General features: G+C 31.5%; 14 protein-coding genes. 11 read left to right on the forward strand and 3 right to left on the reverse strand.

Features of this window, described 5'->3' with window-relative positions; all coding sequences use genetic code 11:
* Positions 1 to 194 precede the first annotated feature (194 nt).
* Complete coding sequence (locus tag BIW12_RS06595; RefSeq protein WP_071184375.1) at positions 195 to 1,043, forward strand: class I SAM-dependent methyltransferase; 849 nt, start codon at positions 195 to 197, stop codon at positions 1,041 to 1,043.
* Between the two features lie 246 nt (positions 1,044 to 1,289).
* On the forward strand, positions 1,290 to 1,853 hold the full coding sequence (locus tag BIW12_RS06600) for an OmpH family outer membrane protein (RefSeq protein ID WP_071184376.1): 564 nt from the start codon (positions 1,290 to 1,292) through the stop codon (positions 1,851 to 1,853).
* A gap of 71 nt (positions 1,854 to 1,924) precedes the next feature.
* Here the strand turns inward: BIW12_RS06600 and BIW12_RS06605 are convergent, their stop codons facing one another.
* Complete coding sequence (locus BIW12_RS06605; RefSeq protein ID WP_071184377.1) at positions 1,925 to 3,154, reverse strand: nucleotidyltransferase family protein; 1,230 nt, start codon at positions 3,152 to 3,154, stop codon at positions 1,925 to 1,927.
* A gap of 50 nt (positions 3,155 to 3,204) precedes the next feature.
* Positions 3,205 to 5,019, reverse strand: a complete 1,815-nt coding sequence (locus tag BIW12_RS06610) for an asparagine synthetase B family protein (protein WP_071184378.1) — start codon at positions 5,017 to 5,019, stop codon at positions 3,205 to 3,207.
* Positions 5,020 to 5,076: 57 nt separating this feature from the next.
* Between BIW12_RS06610 and BIW12_RS06615 the strand changes: the two genes are divergently transcribed.
* The 8 genes from BIW12_RS06615 to trhO all read left to right on the forward strand — a co-directional run bounded on the left by BIW12_RS06615 (position 5,077) and on the right by trhO (position 15,063).
* Entirely contained in the window at positions 5,077 to 5,994 is a 918-nt protein-coding gene (locus BIW12_RS06615) for a hypothetical protein (RefSeq protein WP_071184379.1), read from the forward strand.
* Positions 5,984 to 6,856 (forward strand): sulfotransferase domain-containing protein, encoded by an 873-nt coding sequence (locus BIW12_RS06620; RefSeq protein WP_071184380.1) that lies wholly within the window; start codon positions 5,984 to 5,986, stop codon positions 6,854 to 6,856. Before BIW12_RS06615 ends, BIW12_RS06620 begins: the two co-directional genes overlap by 11 nt.
* 28 nt (positions 6,857 to 6,884) lie before the next feature.
* Positions 6,885 to 7,124 carry a PqqD family protein gene (locus BIW12_RS06625; RefSeq protein ID WP_198033457.1) on the forward strand — a complete coding sequence of 80 codons (240 nt, stop codon included), beginning with the start codon at positions 6,885 to 6,887 and terminating at the stop codon, positions 7,122 to 7,124.
* Complete coding sequence (locus BIW12_RS06630; RefSeq protein ID WP_071184382.1) at positions 7,108 to 7,545, forward strand: lasso peptide biosynthesis B2 protein; 438 nt, start codon at positions 7,108 to 7,110, stop codon at positions 7,543 to 7,545. Before BIW12_RS06625 ends, BIW12_RS06630 begins: the two co-directional genes overlap by 17 nt.
* A gap of 1,289 nt (positions 7,546 to 8,834) precedes the next feature.
* A complete protein-coding gene (cysC, locus tag BIW12_RS06635) occupies positions 8,835 to 9,455 on the forward strand; it encodes an adenylyl-sulfate kinase (RefSeq protein ID WP_071184383.1) in 621 nt (206 codons plus the stop codon).
* Between the two features lie 6 nt (positions 9,456 to 9,461).
* Positions 9,462 to 11,234, forward strand: a complete 1,773-nt coding sequence (locus tag BIW12_RS06640) for an ABC transporter ATP-binding protein (RefSeq protein WP_071184384.1) — start codon at positions 9,462 to 9,464, stop codon at positions 11,232 to 11,234.
* A gap of 49 nt (positions 11,235 to 11,283) precedes the next feature.
* On the forward strand, positions 11,284 to 13,554 hold the full coding sequence (locus BIW12_RS06645) for a helix-turn-helix domain-containing protein (RefSeq protein WP_071184385.1): 2,271 nt from the start codon (positions 11,284 to 11,286) through the stop codon (positions 13,552 to 13,554).
* Between the two features lie 150 nt (positions 13,555 to 13,704).
* Positions 13,705 to 15,063, forward strand: coding sequence for an oxygen-dependent tRNA uridine(34) hydroxylase TrhO (gene trhO / locus BIW12_RS06650; protein ID WP_071184386.1), 1,359 nt, complete (start codon positions 13,705 to 13,707; stop codon positions 15,061 to 15,063).
* A 125-nt stretch (positions 15,064 to 15,188) separates the two neighbouring features.
* Here the strand turns inward: trhO and BIW12_RS06655 are convergent, their stop codons facing one another.
* A complete protein-coding gene (locus BIW12_RS06655; RefSeq protein ID WP_071184387.1) occupies positions 15,189 to 15,569 on the reverse strand; it encodes a hypothetical protein in 381 nt (126 codons plus the stop codon).
* Between the two features lie 49 nt (positions 15,570 to 15,618).
* Here BIW12_RS06655 and BIW12_RS06660 point away from each other — a divergent pair, with 49 nt between their 5' ends.
* Positions 15,619 to 17,118 (forward strand): S41 family peptidase, encoded by a 1,500-nt coding sequence (locus tag BIW12_RS06660; RefSeq protein ID WP_071184388.1) that lies wholly within the window; start codon positions 15,619 to 15,621, stop codon positions 17,116 to 17,118.
* Positions 17,119 to 17,231: the final 113 nt, after the last annotated feature.

Genomic DNA, 17,231 nt, shown 5'->3' on the forward strand with positions numbered 1-17,231 from the left:
ACTTCTAACCTCTAATTTCAATCCTCTAACTTTAATTGTTCCACGTGAAACTACGCTCGAAAACCTTGTCATTACTAAGAAAAGTGATTTTAAAAATAAAAAAACTAGGAGTAATAGATTTCGATTTATTACTCTTTTTTAAAATTTAGTATAAAATTTTACCTCATTCTAAACCAACCACTGAAAATTAAAAAATGGATATTTCAAATAAAAAGCATTTCCTTACGGTTAAAGACCATTCAGTTTCTAAAGAAATTTTCGAATTGTATCATGATGAAGATTTGGATATGTTAATCACGCATCCCCAACCGAGTTTAGAAAATTTAGGGAAGTATTACGAAAGCGAAGATTATATTTCGCATACAGATAACAAACGTTCTTTATTTGAAAAAGCATATCATTTTGTAAAAGGCATCGCCTTAAAAAACAAATTGAATTTAATCAATTCTCAGCAAGTTGCTAAAGGACGAATTTTAGACATAGGAGCAGGGACAGGAGATTTTCTAACTGTTGCTAAAAATGACGGTTGGGAAACTGTTGGAATTGAACCTAGCGATAGAGCTAAAGGAATTGCAATCAATAAAGGAATTTCATTTGTAGAAAATACAACTGCATTAGAAAGTCATTCTTTTGATGTGATAACCATGTGGCATGTTTTAGAACATGTGCCCGATTTGGATTTTCAGATTAAAGAATTAAAACGTTTGCTAAAGCCAACAGGAACTTTAATTATTGCTGTTCCTAATTTTAAATCTTTCGACGCAAAACATTATGGAACTTTTTGGGCTGCTTTTGATGTGCCAATCCATTTTTGGCATTTTTCAAAAAAAGCAATCCAAATACTTTTTCAAAAAGAAAATATGAAATTAGAAAAAGTACTTCCTATGAAGTTTGATTCGTTTTATGTTAGTTTGCTTTCAGAAAAATATAAAAACGGAAAAATGAATTTTATTAAAGCATTTTTTATCGGATTACAATCGAATTGGAAAGCAAAACAGAATTCGGAGTATTCTTCGTTGATTTACGTCTTAAAAAACAACTAAAACTTATTTTAAAGCCTTTTTAGAGGCTTTTTTGGTGTTTACGGTAACTTTATTGTCTGTTTTTTATTTTGGCTTTATTTTCAATCTATTTAATTCGTTTTTTATAGCTTTAAATTATAGCTTTCGTTTTATTAATAATAAAATCTAATACCGTAAAATTTTCCCATTTTTTCAGCCTTTTATAGGATGCTATCTATTTTTTTATATTTTTGCTACCAACACATCAATTACACAATTTAATTTAAAATGAAAAAAGTATTATTAATTATCGCAATTTCTATTTCAGTTGTTGCTTGTAACAAAACTGCCGAAGTTAAAGAAGTGAAAACAGCTTATGTAGATACTTCGGAATTAATGAAAGAATATACAGAGGCAAAAGATCTTGAAGCAAAGTATAAAGCACAATCAGAGGAAAAAGGAAGACAGTTAGAAGCTGAGATTAATCGTTTTAAGCAGGATGCTGCTAATTTCCAATCCCAGGCTCAGGCAAACGGTCAGGAATGGGCTCAAAAAAGAGGAGCTGAATTGCAAAAAAGAGAGCAACAATTAGGTTATGCTCAACAAGCTTTGGCGCAGCAATTACAACAAGAAAGTGGTGCAGAAATGGATACGCTTATCAAAGGAGTTAAGAAATTTATCAAGGATTACGGAAAAGAAAAAGGTTATTCTTATATCTACGGTACTGGAGATGCTGCTTCTATTCTATATGCTGAAGATAAGTATGATATCACTAAAGAAATCATTAAAGCCTTGAATGAGAAGTACAAAGCTTCTTCTAAATCAGAAACTAAAGCTGAAGAAAAGAAATAATTCTTTCTTTTAAAGTTTAAAAAATGCCTTCATTTAAATTATAAATGAAGGCATTTTTTTATTGATAAATTTTATTTTTTATTTGGATTACCAGGGAATAAAATTAGCCTAAAAGGACGAATTAAATAATATAAAAAATAGAGTTTTCTATTGAGTTTAATTGCCATATAATCCTCAGGTTGAGGATAACTAATGCTAATTAAGTTTTTTAATATATAGAGGTTTTTATCTCTTTTATTGGTATAAAAATTAGCAGTAAATTTCAACTGATAGTAATTATAAGAAATGGCATCAAACAAGGGAAATTTATGTTCTCTAACCTTTCTATAAGAGCTGTTTAATATTCTGTTTATTAAAGGATTTTCTGATTTTTGATTTTCTTTAAAATTAATTCCAATAATATTTGTTATTGCATTCCGAATAGAATTTAAATTATAATTGCTATTTAGTTCATTTATAATGATTTGATCAGTGGAAACAATTTTATTATTTTTAATCAGTTTTTCTAGTTCAATAAGAATTTGTGTAATATCAATCAAAGTTTTTAAATACCCCATATTATCCATAAGCATATGATGAAGTGCAATGGCTCTGTAATGTACTACAGGATTTAGACATTCAATTTCTTTTTGAAACAAAAGACATTTAGTTTTTTCATTCGTATCAAACGTATTAGTTTTATCTGGTAAATGTGTGTTTTTATTTATGATATTAAAATGAAATTCTACATGATGAATTCTTTGGTTTCCATTATATTTATCAAAGCTAAAATCTTTATGTTTTAGAATAAATTTTGAATGTCCTATCCAATGGTAATATTCTTTTTGATATGCTAAGAAACCGTCTTTTTCTAAAATTTTAATAGTTTTGGACAAATCGTTTGGATTGATTACAAAATCAATATCGCTGGATTGTCTCATGCTGATATTACCAAAAAATTGTTTGGAAAAAGACGTTCCTTTGTATGGAATTACCGGAATGTTATTTTCTTTAAGTAAATAAATGAGTCTTTCGGTTTCTTTTGCCTGTTCAAAACTCTGTAGGGTTGATTTATTTAAAAGATTACTTATTTTCTTTTGTATTTCTTCCGGTAAATTCGCTTTTAAAAGGATTTTAAAAATTAAGGGACTAATTTGATGTTTTCTGCTGGTTTTTATACAATCTGACCAATCTATATTATTGCCGCTAATAAAGTCGTTTAAATCGCTTATTTCAGTCTTTCTAAAGTATGTTCTACAGCATAAAAGAATTAATGCCATAGAATTTCCGTAATTGGTTTGTATGTCTGAAATAGAAATCATCGAGTTATGATGTTTAAGAGGTATTTAAATTAAGTAATTTTTGATAGAAATTATTCTTTTTTATGATTGTGTGGTAAATTTAAATCAATTAAATAATCTATTTCTTTTAAATTATTTAAGCGTTTTGTTTTCATGAATTCATTTTCAGCCTCTTTAAGTTGGTATTCTTCTTCAGAAAGCATTAAACCTGTATGATTTTTAATCTTGTAGTTTTTTAATTCCTCGGATTTTGTATAAATCCAATAATCTGCAAAAGCTAGTGTTTTAGCACCGCTTCTTTTTGGTTGGAGACGTACTTTATCGGGTAATATTCCTTCACATATATTTCTAAATAATGCTCTTGAATATGGTTTCGGTTTAAATAAATCAGCAGGTAAACTATACATAATTTCCAATAAACGAATATCGGCTAACGGATACGCTGTTTCTATACCGTATTGATTAGCATAGGCACCTTCTGATTCGGTTCGTAATGTGGTATGTGCTCTACAAATTTGTTGTTTTTGCCAACTTTTAAAACTTGGATTAAATGAAAAAGAACTATCTTTTAATTCGTTATAAAATTTAGACTTGGGACTTAATAAATTTCTTTTCTTTTGTATTTCTGAATAGTTTAACGCTGTAGTTTTTGCTTTTTTGGCTCTATAATAGTGAAGAGTCTTTCGTAAAGCATTGTGTTTAAAATCAATTAAAAATTGGAACAAACCACGAATATTAAAATCGTTTAAATAATCGTAAAAATAATTGTTTCCGTTTTGGGAAACACCTTCATCTCCGGGGAATCCACTAAAAATAACCTCTATCTGGTTTTTAGCAGCAGCTACTTTATAAAGGCTATCTTGCCAGATACAATCACTATTAGCATATCCTCCCATAACCTCATTTTTTTTAGCGAATTCTTCAAAGACATTTTTGTAATAAAATGAAGTAATGTGGTGGTGATTCTCTCGAATTAAATTAGCATAAGATATGATTTCTTCTTGCGTTCCTTGTTCGTCAATTCCATTATCAGAGTACGATTTTGTTGTTTCGTCTAAGACAAAAGAGTAGGTATGCAGATTTTTTTTGTCCATTAATCGGGATAAGAGTACTGCAATTGCTGAAGAATCCATTCCGCCTGAAAGTTGGCATCCCACGTTTTTTTTGCCTCTAATTCTAGATTTTATTGCTGTTTCAAGTGTCGTTCTTAAAAGAGCATAATAATCTTCTTTTTGTTTACAATGACTTAAATCAACAGTTCCAAGTTCCCAATATCTAACTTCTTCTATTGTTTTTCCAGTTGAAATCGAAATATAATGCGCTGGTTTGAGTCTTTTAATATTCTTAAAAAAAGTGTCCTCTATTTCTTGTGGGTAATTGCGTAATTCTTTGGCTATGTAACTTTCATTTAATTTTGGTTTTTCAAGTAAAGCAGATTTTATTAAAGGAATACTGGTACTAAAATAAAGTAATCCGTCATGTTCAATGTAAAAAAGAGGACGAATGCCCATTTGGTCTTTAGCTAAAAAAAGTTCTTTTTTGGCTTCGTTCCAAATAGCAAAACTAAAATCACCTATTAGATGTTTCACACAATCTGTTCCCCATTTTAGGTATGCAGTAAGAATTACTTCCTCTTCTTTAGGATTTTTAGAAAGAGGTAATTGGTTTTGTAATTCATCAATATTATCTAATCGACACCATCCTACAAATTGAAGATTAGGGAATTTATTATTTTTGAAAATCGGAGTAGTGAAATTTTCCAGTAGGATTTTATCAGTTATGAATGAAGTATTTTCATGGTTTAGCGATTTAGTATTGAGATACTTAGTAGCAGCATTATCAAAATAACCATTATTTAAGTTTAATATTCCAAAAAATCCTTTCATTTCACTGTATTTTTTTACATTTGCGAAGTTAATAAAATATCAAAAAAAAGCTAGCTAATGCAATACAATTACAGGGTTTTTAATCTATGTTGTACGTCAACTATACCACTTCCTTCGTTTATTGTTAATGATGTAGAGGATACAATTCCTGATTTTGAAGTTGTTTTAGGTAATGTAGAACCTAATTTTAAAAAGGAACCAACAGTAACAAAGCCTTTTACCCAATTTAATGAAAATGAATTTTTTTACCAGGTACCCGATATTGCTAAATATTTTGTTACCGATGGTAATAAGGTCGTAATTGAGCCTTTGTGTGAAGATTGGGACAGTATTTTATTGTTTTTTTATTCAAATAGTATTGCAGCAATTTTATTTCAAAAAAATTTAATCCCTTTTCATGTTTCAGGAGTATTGGATAACAAAGGAGGATTATGGTTATTTGCAGCTCCTTCCAGAACCGGAAAATCGACAACGGCTCTAAAATTAAAAGAAAAGGGTTATGCCTTGTTTACTGATGATACAGCATTGATTACAATTGTAAATAATGAATGTGTGGCAATTGCTTCTTATCCTGTTTTAAGAGCCTGGGAAAATACTATGAACAATCAACAGGTATATGCCTTGTCTGAAGGGAAACAATTGCGTGCCGAAATCAATAAATTTGGTATTGCTTTTCATGATGATTTTGTGTCTTCATCCCAAAAAGTAAAAGGAATTATTTTCCTGGAAATGCAAGGTGATTCTATTCAAATTGAACGAATGAAGTCAGCTAAAGGTATGCAACACCTAGGAAATAACATTTATAGAAATAAATGGGTTCATGGAATGAACAAACAATTGTTGCAATTTAAGACCGTGAGTGCTATTTCACAAAAAGTACCATTTTGGGTAGCTACAAGACCCAAAGACAAACCTAGTTTTGATAGTTTTGCCGATGCTATAATTGAACAAATTATTGAGGCGGATGGAAAATAATATCATTTGGCTGGCATCTTATCCCAAATCTGGGAACACCTGGTTTCGCAGTTTTTTGACCGCCTTATTGAATCAGGGTGAGATTGATATCAATAAAATGGAAACAGATGGTATTTATTCGTCTAAAGAATATATTGAAAGTATTTTAGATCTATGTACCGATGATTTAAGACCAAGGGAATTGGAAACCTATAGAAAGCTTGCTTTTAGTTATAAAGCAAATGAAATAACTAAGGAATCTTTTGTGAAAATACATGATGCTTATACTTATTCCCGATGGGATGGGCTACCATTAATTCCTGCTGAAGGAAGTCGGGTAGCCATTTATCTGGTTCGAAATCCTCTGGATGTAGTGCTTTCATTAGGCAATCATACCGGTTTGAATATTGAGGATACCATTGATAAATATATCAATTGTGAAGAAGGGGCTTTTGTTAAAAAAGGGAAAACAGCACAGCAATATTACCAATTGATGGGTACCTGGGCTATGCATGCTACCAGCTGGATGAACCAAAATGATATTCCTGTGCATATTATTCGGTATGAGGATATGAAAGCTAATGCTTTTGAAACTTTTAAGGCAGCTGTAGAACAAATGCAGTTGAATTATAGTGATGAAGCAATTCTTAAAGCTATTGAGGCCTGTGATTTTAAGAAATTAAAAAAACAGGAAGAAAATAAAGGATTTAAAGAAAAAGCAATTCCTTCTTTGGCTTTCTTTTTTAAAGGAGAGACAGGACGCTGGAAAAAGGAATTAACTATAGAACAAATTAAAAAAATTATGACCGTGAACGAATCGATGATGAAACGATTGGGATACTGGGAAGAAACAATAAAACAATTAGAAGATTATGGAAAATAAAAAATACCTTTTAAATACAGAAAAAGTATTGTTTACGCCTTTAGAAGAAGAAGGGGTTTTGTATGCTATTGAAGAAAATAAATATATCAGTTTGAATACGACTTATACTTCTATTATTCAATATGTTACTGATGGTTTAGATTTTAATACTATTGTAGCAAAATTAATGGAAGAATATGAAGTGGATCAAGAGGTGTGTAAAGTTCAATTGAACTCCGTAATTTCCGATCTTATAGCTAAAGATTATATTAATGAAGCTACTGTTTAGGAAGTTTAAAAATGTCTTTATTTTAAGTCAACGACAACGAAAATTAATTTTTCTCGTTTTTTGGCTTTCTATTTATAGAAATATTTTGTTGTTATGCGGTTCTAAAAAAGCTTTTACCGAGCATATTTTACAAAATCAAAAAGTAAAAGCAGTTTTAACAGATGGAAAAATAGCCATTGCAAAAGATATTACCATGGCGATACATATTGTGAATAATTACCTTCCCTGGAAAAACGTTTGCCGTCATCAATCCTGGCAGGCAGTATCTTTACTTCTAAAATATCAGATTCCTTTTGACTATTTTGTAGGTATTGATAAAACAAAATCCATTAAAGAGGGACATTCTTGGGTAAAAGTGAATGGTAGATTCATTTGTGGGAGATGTAATGTAAAGGAATATAGTGTTTTTTTTAAGGTTTAATATTCTTGTTATCAATATGATATAAAGTAAAAAGAAGCCGTATTAAAATATTTTTGAGTATGTTTTTAATTTATTTCTGTTGTCTTAAACCTTGTAATTTATTGCAGTAATTTGGTAATACAATAAATTATATTTTTATGATTACAGATTAACAAAAGGTTAGTATGCAGTAAGTTGTTTAATTTGTTAGTAGTGGGTCAATAAATATAGTTTTAAGTTTTATGGAATATTTAAAAGCGATAGTCAAGAACTACTAAAATATGTGAATCTGAAGGAATTGAAACTCTAAAAGGAGTAGATAGTTCTGATTATGTTCACATACATGTAGAATACACACCAAAGTAAAATATTAGAAATCCTGGAGAGTTTTAAAGGAAGTACTTCAATAAAATTATAGATGTAGTTTCAAGAATTAAATGAATTTTACAAGGGGAAGCATTTTTGAAGAAGCAGATATGGAGTTTAGAGTACCAGAAATATCATTGATAAGATGGAATTAATTCTGGGAGTATCTTAAAATGATGAAGCTGAGAATTAAAATTTCATTTTTGAATGAGAAAGATAAAGAGATTGTTTCAGTTCAGCGTAAAAAAAACTCTGCACTTTCAAGTGCAGAGTAGTTCAGTCACTAATTTTTTAATTGACACCGATGATTATCCATTAAGCGTAATGAATAGGACATTAATAGAATTAAACATTATGAAAATGAACGCCAATTAAATGATTCTGGAGGAGATACTACTGTTCCAGTATTCACTTCAATTTCAGTAGCTAAAGGAGCTATCCATTGTTTTTTTTCTGTATCCATAAGATATGATTTTATTTGTTAAAATATTGAAGCAAAAATATATTTTTTTTTGTAATAAAAAACTTTGTGAAAGAAATTATTGAACAATTTCATTTTAAAATGAAAAAGTTCACTTTTAAAGTGAACTTTAATTCTTTTTGGCTTAATAAACAATTAAAAAATAAGGCTATTAAGATGGTTTAATTTAAATTTTTATGACTGACCAATAGTTGACTCTTGTGGAAATGATGTTAATCCACCATTTACTTCAATTTCAGTAGCCTGAGGTGCTATCCATTGTTTTTTTTCTGTGTTCATACGTTTTGTTTTTTGTAGGTTTAAAAAAGTGAAACAAAAATACACTTATTTTTTGTAATAAAAAACTTCACCAAAGAATAAAACAGAAAAAAGTGTTCGAAAGGTTCAAAAATTTCAAAAAGCTTTTTTTTTATAAAAACTAAATCCAAAAGAGTAAATTTGAACCTTAAATAAATTTACAATAATGAGTGCAGCTAATAATCTATTCCAAGAAAACTATTCGGTTTCAAGAAAAGAACGTGAGGAATTGAATGGACATGCTTCTTTTACCATTTGGCTTACGGGTTTTTCGGGTTCCGGCAAATCCACTATTGCAGCTGCACTGGATCAATGGTTTTATAAGCGTCAAATTCGTTCTTATATTACTGATGGTGATAATACCCGTATACATCTTAACCGTGATTTGGATTTTAGCCGTGAAGGCAGGAAGGAAAATATTCGCCGTGTGGCAGAAGTGGCTAAGCTTTTTAATGACGCCGGAGTAGTGGTGATTAGTTCTTTTATCTCTCCTTTTGAGAAAGATAGAAAATCGGCTAAAGCCATTGTGGGAGCAAAACATTTTGTGGAAGTTTATATTGCTACGCCTTTAGAAACCTGTATTCAAAGAGACGCTAAAGGATTGTACGAAAAAGCACGAAAAGGGGAAATCAAGGATTTAACAGGAATCAATAGTCCTTACGAAGTGCCATCCAATCCTGATATTGTTGTAGATACTACTATTGATACTATTGAAACTTCTTTACAAATCATAACCGATTGGTTGTTAGAAAACAAATTGCAAACGGTTACTGAATTAAAGCTATAATACATTGTGAAAAAACAATTCCAATTCAAAAAAATCCTTCAGGACTATGTCCAAATTTTACAAATCATTTACAAAGCTTCTCCGGGAAATGCGGTGAGTTATTTTATTTTGGTATTGTTACAGTCCGTTGTTCCGGTTTTGTCGCTTTATATTACTAAAGAAATTATTGATATTATAACAACTCCCAAAGGACATGATTTTAATGAAATTATTAAGTTGGTCATAGGATTTTGTGTTTTACAACTTATTTCTTCGGTTTGCAGTCAAATGGCAACTTATGTTAATTCGCTTTACCAACAAAAAGTAGGCGACTATTTGTCTAAACGAGTGCTTGACAAAGCTATTTCGGTTGATTTTTCGTATTATGAAAACCCTGTTTATCATGATACTTTGCATTTGGCACAACAACAAGCGGTTTTTAAAGCTGCCCAATTGTTGAATGGATTCAGTAATTTGTTGATGCAGTTTTCGAGCGTTATTATGATTGCGAGTATGTTAGCTTATTATTATTGGCAATATGCTGTAATTATTGTGGTGCTGTCTCTGCCTTTGTTTGCCGTAAAATGGTTTTTTTCTCGAAAAAGCTTTACTGAAGAAAAAAGACTGGCAGCAGCCGAAAGGGAATCCAATTATTTACAGCAGGTTTTAACGGGATTGAGTTATGCAAAGGAAGTACGTCTTTTTGGTTTTGGACAAAAATTCATTAGCCGTTATAGTGCTTTAAGAGAATATTTGTTCACGCAACGAAAATCCATTCAAAACAAGCAAAATTTTTATAGCGTTATTATTGAAGCTGGTGAAATTATTCTAGTGGGTTTTATCTTTTTATCGTTGGCTCAGAATACTTGGGAGCAAATTATTACACCAGGACTTTTTGTAATTTACCTTCAGGGTTTCCAGAAATTACAATCAGGGACAAAAAGCTTTTTAACTGCTTTGGTACAATTATTTCAACATCGGATGTTTATTAATCATCTTTTCCAATTTCTTGATATTCCTGAAAGAAATTTAAAAGAAAATACAGTTCCTTTTCCGGTAAAACCTTCAAAATTAGAAGTTAAGAATCTCCATTTTACTTATCCGGATACCAAAAGAGAGATTCTAAAAGACATTTCTTTGTCTTGTGAAAAAGGACAAATTATTGCTATTGTTGGGGCTAATGGTTCAGGAAAATCGACTCTGGTAAAGCTTTTAGGTAAATTATACGATTATAAAAACGGAACCATTACCATTGATGGCATTTCGTTGAAAAATATTAATAAAGAAGAATTTAGAACTAATAGTGTTTTCCTTTTTCAGGATTTCGAAAAATATTTTTTAAGTGTAGCTGAAAGCATTAGTTTAGGAGCCGAAGGGGAAGTGAATTTAGAACGACTAAATGAAGCTGTAAAAAACAGTGGAGCAAAGGTTTTTATTGATAAAATGAAACACGGATTGGATACTAAATTAGGACGTACTTTCTGGATGGGGGAACAGCTTAGTGGTGGAGAATGGCAAAAATTAGCTTTAGCCAGATTGTTTTATCGCGATGCTGATTTGGTTGTAATGGATGAACCTACAAGTGCTTTGGATGCTTTTTCAGAAAGTGAATTGTACAATTCACTTAGAGATTGGGGTAAAGAAAAGATGATTATCTTGGTTTCTCATCGTTTATTTCAATTGAAAAAGGCTGATGTCATTTATGTCATGAAGAATGGGTGTATCGTGGAGAAAGGTGATTTTGAAACATTAATAGCCCAAAAAAGTTATTTTTGTGAAATGTTTGATGATCAATTGTAGTTTGAAATAGTTTTTTGAATTATAATTTTGCTCCAAATCTTTTCATTACATGCAAACCGTATCAGAAGCCGCTAAATATACCTTACAGTTTATCAATCAAACCCAGCGTTCGGTGTTTTTGACTGGAAAAGCGGGGACGGGTAAGACAACTTTATTGCGTGAAATAATTCAAACTACACATAAAAATACGGTGGTAGTGGCGCCAACAGGAATTGCTGCTTTGAATGCTGGAGGTGTTACCATACATTCGATGTTTCAACTGCCTTTTAGCGGATTTATTCCTTCGCATACAGCCGAATCTCAATTTTCAGAAACGGTGAAGTTTGAAAATAAGGAAAGTTTACGCAGGCATTTTAAGATGAATGGCTTGAAAAAAGCAGTGATTCGAAATATGGAATTGCTGGTTATTGACGAAGTGAGTATGCTTCGTGCCGATTTACTTGACGCGATGGATTATATGATGCAAACCGTTCGTAAAAAAGCGATTCCTTTTGGTGGTGTTCAGGTTCTTTTTATTGGCGATTTATTGCAGTTGCCGCCCGTAATTAGAGATGAGGAATGGCGAACGTTACGCAATTATTACAAAGGAAAATTCTTTTTCCATTCGCATGTTATTCAGCAAAGTCCGCCTTTGTATATTGAATTATCGAAGATTTTCCGCCAGACAGATACCAATTTTATTTCGGTTTTAAATAATTTGAGGAATAACCAAATTACTCCCGAAGATGTTCAGGTTTTAAATCAATATGTTAAACCTGATTTTGATTTAAAAACCAATAAAGGTTATATCACATTAACGACTCATAATGCTAAAGCGGATGCGATGAATGCACAAGCTTTAGAAGATTTAAAGGGAGAATTAATTACTTATACGTCTGAAATTATTGGAGATTTTCCAGAGAAAATTTATCCTGTAGAGTATAATTTGCAATTGAAAGTAGGAGCCCAAATTATGTTTGTCAAAAACGATTTGGCTTTCGAAAAAAACTATTTCAATGGCAAAATGGGGATTATCAAGTCGCTTTCAAGTCAGGAAATTCTGGTTCATTTTCCGGAAGAGAATAAAACCATAGAAGTGGAACGATACGAATGGCAAAATATTCGTTACAAAGTGGATCCATTGACCAAGGAAGTGGAAGAGGAGGTTTTGGGAACTTTTGTGCATTATCCTATCAAATTAGCCTGGGCAATTACGGTGCATAAAAGCCAGGGATTAACCTTTGACAAAGCAGCGATTGATGTTTCACAGGTTTTTATGCCCGGACAGGCTTATGTGGCTTTATCGCGTTTACGTTCGTTAGAGGGCTTAGTTTTGCTTTCTCCGTTGCGAATGAATGGTATTTCTAACGACCAGGATGTGATGGAATATGCCCAAAATAAAGCTTCGGAAGAGGTGTTGAAGAATTCCCTGCATTTTGAAACCAAGAATTTCATCCATAATTATTTGATTAATAGCTTTGATTGGCATGATTTGGCTCAGGAATGGCGCAATCATAAATTCAGTTATTCGGATAAAACGGAAAGTTCGGCAAAATCTAAAAATGCACTTTGGGCAGCAAAACAATTAGAAAATATCGAATCGCTTTTGGATCCATCCAAAAAATTCATAATACAATTGAATAAAATATTTGCCAATGAAACGGTGGATTTAATTCATGTTTCTGCCCGAATTCAGGCAGCCTTTGATTATTTTTTCAAGCCGATGGACGATTTGGTTTTTGAGGTTTTATGGAAAATTGAAGAAATCAAACGACTGAAGAAAGCCAAAGCCTATTTCGAAGAATTATCTGAATTAGAAGAGTTACAATCCAAAGCCGTTTTGCGTTTGATGAAAACCAAATTGTTGATAGAAACCGTTATTGCAAACGAGGCTATTTCGAAAGAAAAACTAACTTCAGACGAGATCAAAAAATACCTTTCGAGGAAAAAAGAAGCTATTCAAAATCAATTCAAGGAAGCTAATATTACGTTGATTGAAGATGAAGAAGATGTAAATCGCTACACTTCTAAGAAAAAAGGACAAAAAGAACCTAAAAAATCAACAGTTGAGGAAACTTTTGATTTGTGGATTGCTAAAAATTCGATTCAGGATATTGCCGATATTCGAAAATTAACGGTTAATACTATTCAAAGTCATTTGGTTAAATTGATTCAAGCCAAAAGAGTTTCAATTAGCGAAGTCTTACCGCAGGATAAAATGGATGAATTAGCCGAAGCTTTTAAATATTACAAAGAAGAATCGCTTACTCCAATGAAAGAACAATTGGGAGAGAAATACAGTTGGGAAGAATTGCGAATGTTTAAGGCGAGTTTGAATTAAAAAGTCATTGCGAGGAACGAAGCAATCTCACTAAGAGCTATACAACGCTTGATTTGCAAATGAGATTTCTTTGAGAATCTTTGCGTAACAGCTAAACCATTTATTTTTTATACTTTTGCAAAAAATATTCTCACTTAAACCGTTTATAGCATGCAACTGTACAACACCTTAAGCGCAGAAGAAAGAGCTGAACTCATTGATCAAGCGGGTAAACAACGTCTTACGTTGTCTTTCTATGCGTATGCCAAAATTGAAGATCCTAAAAAATTTCGCGACGATTTATTTCTAGCCTGGAATGCACTTGATGCCCTGGGGCGAATTTATGTTGCCCATGAAGGTATTAACGCTCAAATGAACGTTCCTGCCGAAAATATTGAAGCTTTTAGAGAAACTTTGGAGGCTTATGATTTCATGAAAGGCATTCGTTTGAATGTAGCCGTAGAACATGATGATCACGCGTTTTTAAAATTGACTATAAAAGTGCGTCACAAAATTGTGGCTGACGGACTTAACGATGATACTTTTGATGTAACCAATAAAGGCGTACACTTAAAAGCCAAAGAATTCAATGAAATTCTGGAAGATCCAAATACTATTGTAGTAGATTTTAGAAATCATTACGAAAGTGAAGTGGGACATTTTAAAGGGGCTATCACTCCTGATGTAGAAACTTTTAGAGAAAGTTTACCCATAATCAACGAGCAACTTCAAGATTATAAGGAAGACAAAAATCTGGTAATGTATTGTACCGGAGGAATTCGTTGTGAAAAAGCAAGTGCTTATTTTAAACACCAAGGTTTTAAAAATGTTTTCCAATTAGAAGGCGGAATCATCAATTATGCAAAGCAAATTGAAGAGGAAGGACTGGAAAGTAAATTTATCGGAAAAAACTTCGTTTTCGATAATCGTTTAGGGGAGAGAATTACTGATGATATTGTTTCCCAATGTCATCAATGCGGAAAACCTTGCGATAATCACACCAATTGTGCTAACGATGGTTGTCATTTATTGTTTATCCAATGTGATGAATGTAAAGCAGCTATGGAAAATTGTTGTTCTACTGAATGTCAGGAAACAATCCATTTGCCTTATGACGAACAAATAAAATTAAGAAGAGGAAAACAAGTAGGGAATAAGGTTTTTAGAAAAGGAAAATCAGAAAGTTTGAAGTTCAAACATTCGGGTGAACTGTCCGATACAGCTTTGGCGACAGCAGCAAAATCGGCGGATATCCGTCAAAAAATAAAAGTAAAAAAGACCTTAGTGGGTAAAGCCGAGCATTATTATGTAAAAGCGAATATTGGTCTTTTTACCATTGAAAATAATGAATTGAATTTGGGCGATAAAATCCTAATTTCAGGACCAACAACCGGAAATCAGGAATTGGTTTTAGAAAAAATGTTTGTTAATGGTTATGAGGGAACTCAAGCCAAGGCAGGAGACAAACTAACTTTTGCCGTTCCTTTCAGAATTCGTTTATCTGATAAATTATTTAAAATATTAGATTAAATACAGTTATAAAATTATAAGCAGGCCTATTTCAGTAAAATGAAATAGGCTTTTTTTATAAAAATTTTAATTTTTTAAACAGTTCTTAATCTTGCAACATAAGATTAATTTAGAGTAGCGAAAAATTAATCCTTAATTAATTTGAATTTCACAGCTTGAAAAAACAACTTTGAATCTTTTTCAAAATATATTCCGTTTTCTTTTTTCTCTAATTTTACTTGGTAGTTATGAATTATATTAGTTTGTGCAATCACATTTACTTGGTAGTTTTTACCAGTTTTGTTTGCTAATGATATATTTTGAACTATACCATTAATCACAATCGATTTTGGAATAATTTCAGTATTAATAAGCTCAAAACTAACTGTATATCCTTTTTCACTATCTCTGTTATAGCTTTTATAGGTTTGGTTTTTAATATCTAATAATTGCTTGGAACAGGAGAAAATAAAGAAAGATCCTAAATAAAGTAATAAAATAATGACTTTTGGTGTACTATTTTTCATAGTTTTGATGTTTTATTCGCACAAATTTAATTTAAACTATTGATTAATAATGAAACTAAAATATCTAATTTTAATATTGCTTGTTGGATTGGCTTTTACTTCTTGCAGTAAGGATTCTGATTCTGATTCTGATGCAGTCAAAACCGTTGTACCTGATGAGATTAATGACTTTGTTTGGAAAGCGATGAATTCCTGGTATTATTGGCAATCCAATGTTGCCAATTTATCCGATAGCAAAATTACTTCCAGCAATAACTATGCTAATTTTATTAACGGAAAAACTCCAGATGCTCTTTTTTATTCGCTCCTTTATCAAAGAGGAACTGTGGATAGATTTTCCTGGATTGAAAACAGTAATGAAGTGGTGAATGTTTCAAAAATTGCCGAAGTCAAAAAAAGTGGCGGTTTTAGTTATGGAGTTTATCCTAAGGATTTGAATAATGTAAATTTGGTAGCCTTGATAAATTATATTGTACCAGGTTCACCTGCGGATTTAGCGGGATTGAAAAGGGGTGACGTTATTACAAAAATAAATGGTAATCAACTTACCTCAAGTAATTATGATCAACTAGCCAATACTCAAGTATCACTTACTTTGGCAGCAAGTGTAGGATTTATAAGCACTGGTTTAGTAACTACTGACAAAGCAGGTACTGTAAATGTAACTCAAACAGAAATTGATGAAAACCCGGTTGCTTATTACGAAAAGAAAGTATATGGCAGTAAAAACATTGGCTATTTGGTGTATAATAGTTTCAAATCCGATTATAATGATGAACTTAATGCTGCTTTCGCCAAAATGCAATCGGATGGAATTAACGAATTGGTTTTAGATTTAAGATATAACGGAGGCGGATCATTAGAAACAGCAGTAGCTTTGGCACAAATGATCAATGGAAGTTTTACTAACAAGCCGTATGCTTATTTAGATTTCAATGCTAAACATAATAGCAACGATGGTTTTGAAAACCTTTCCGATAAAGTAAAAATTTTCAATTTGGTTGATAACGAACCCACTTTTCAGAGAGACGAAAGTATCAATAGCCTTTCTTTAACAAAAATATATGTCTTAGTAAGTTTTCAAACGGCTTCTGCCAGCGAACTCACTATTCAATGTCTAAAAAAATACATTAGCGTAATTACAATTGGTGAAGAAACAGTAGGTAAATTTGTAGGATCTAATACACTATATGATTCTCCTACATCAAATTATACCTCATACGCTAATAGAAGTACCAAACACCAATGGCAATTGCAACCCATTACGTTTACCTATTACAACAAAGACAAAGACGTAAATCCAACTAAAATTACACCTAATCACGAGATTAATCCTTATTCTACTTTCTTAAATCTGGTTGAATTTGGAAACGTAAAAGATCCATGTTTAAAAAAGGCTCTCGAACTGATTACTGGGCAAACTTTGCGGACTAATACTCAAAACACCAACACCTCATTGTCTTTTAGAAACGACAATCTTGCTTCGTTCAATCCTACGAATGCTGCCAAAGGATTGTATATTGAAGATTTTAAAAGTTTAAAACAATAATAATCAATACGTAAGACAAAATTTTAAAAGTCATAAAGTCAAAAGAAACTTGTATCTGTTTTAATTCTTTCAGAATTCGTTTGTCTTATAAATGATATAAAATTTCAATTATA

It is taken from the genome of Flavobacterium commune (assembly GCF_001857965.1).
Classification (GTDB): Bacteria; Bacteroidota; Bacteroidia; order Flavobacteriales; family Flavobacteriaceae; genus Flavobacterium; species Flavobacterium commune.

What these genes read in the sequence shown, in the direction of transcription:
- BIW12_RS06595 (WP_071184375.1), top strand. Translation starts at nt 195, where the DNA reads ATGGATATTTCAAATAAAAAGCATTTCCTTACGGTTAAAGACCATTCA.
- BIW12_RS06600 (WP_071184376.1), top strand. Translation starts at nt 1,290, where the DNA reads ATGAAAAAAGTATTATTAATTATCGCAATTTCTATTTCAGTTGTTGCT.
- BIW12_RS06605 (WP_071184377.1), bottom strand. Translation starts at nt 3,154, where the DNA reads ATGATTTCTATTTCAGACATACAAACCAATTACGGAAATTCTATGGCA.
- BIW12_RS06610 (WP_071184378.1), bottom strand. Translation starts at nt 5,019, where the DNA reads ATGAAAGGATTTTTTGGAATATTAAACTTAAATAATGGTTATTTTGAT.
- BIW12_RS06615 (WP_071184379.1), top strand. Translation starts at nt 5,077, where the DNA reads ATGCAATACAATTACAGGGTTTTTAATCTATGTTGTACGTCAACTATA.
- BIW12_RS06620 (WP_071184380.1), top strand. Translation starts at nt 5,984, where the DNA reads ATGGAAAATAATATCATTTGGCTGGCATCTTATCCCAAATCTGGGAAC.
- BIW12_RS06630 (WP_071184382.1), top strand. Translation starts at nt 7,108, where the DNA reads ATGAAGCTACTGTTTAGGAAGTTTAAAAATGTCTTTATTTTAAGTCAA.
- cysC (WP_071184383.1), top strand. Translation starts at nt 8,835, where the DNA reads ATGAGTGCAGCTAATAATCTATTCCAAGAAAACTATTCGGTTTCAAGA.
- BIW12_RS06645 (WP_071184385.1), top strand. Translation starts at nt 11,284, where the DNA reads ATGCAAACCGTATCAGAAGCCGCTAAATATACCTTACAGTTTATCAAT.
- trhO (WP_071184386.1), top strand. Translation starts at nt 13,705, where the DNA reads ATGCAACTGTACAACACCTTAAGCGCAGAAGAAAGAGCTGAACTCATT.
- BIW12_RS06655 (WP_071184387.1), bottom strand. Translation starts at nt 15,569, where the DNA reads ATGAAAAATAGTACACCAAAAGTCATTATTTTATTACTTTATTTAGGA.
- BIW12_RS06660 (WP_071184388.1), top strand. Translation starts at nt 15,619, where the DNA reads ATGAAACTAAAATATCTAATTTTAATATTGCTTGTTGGATTGGCTTTT.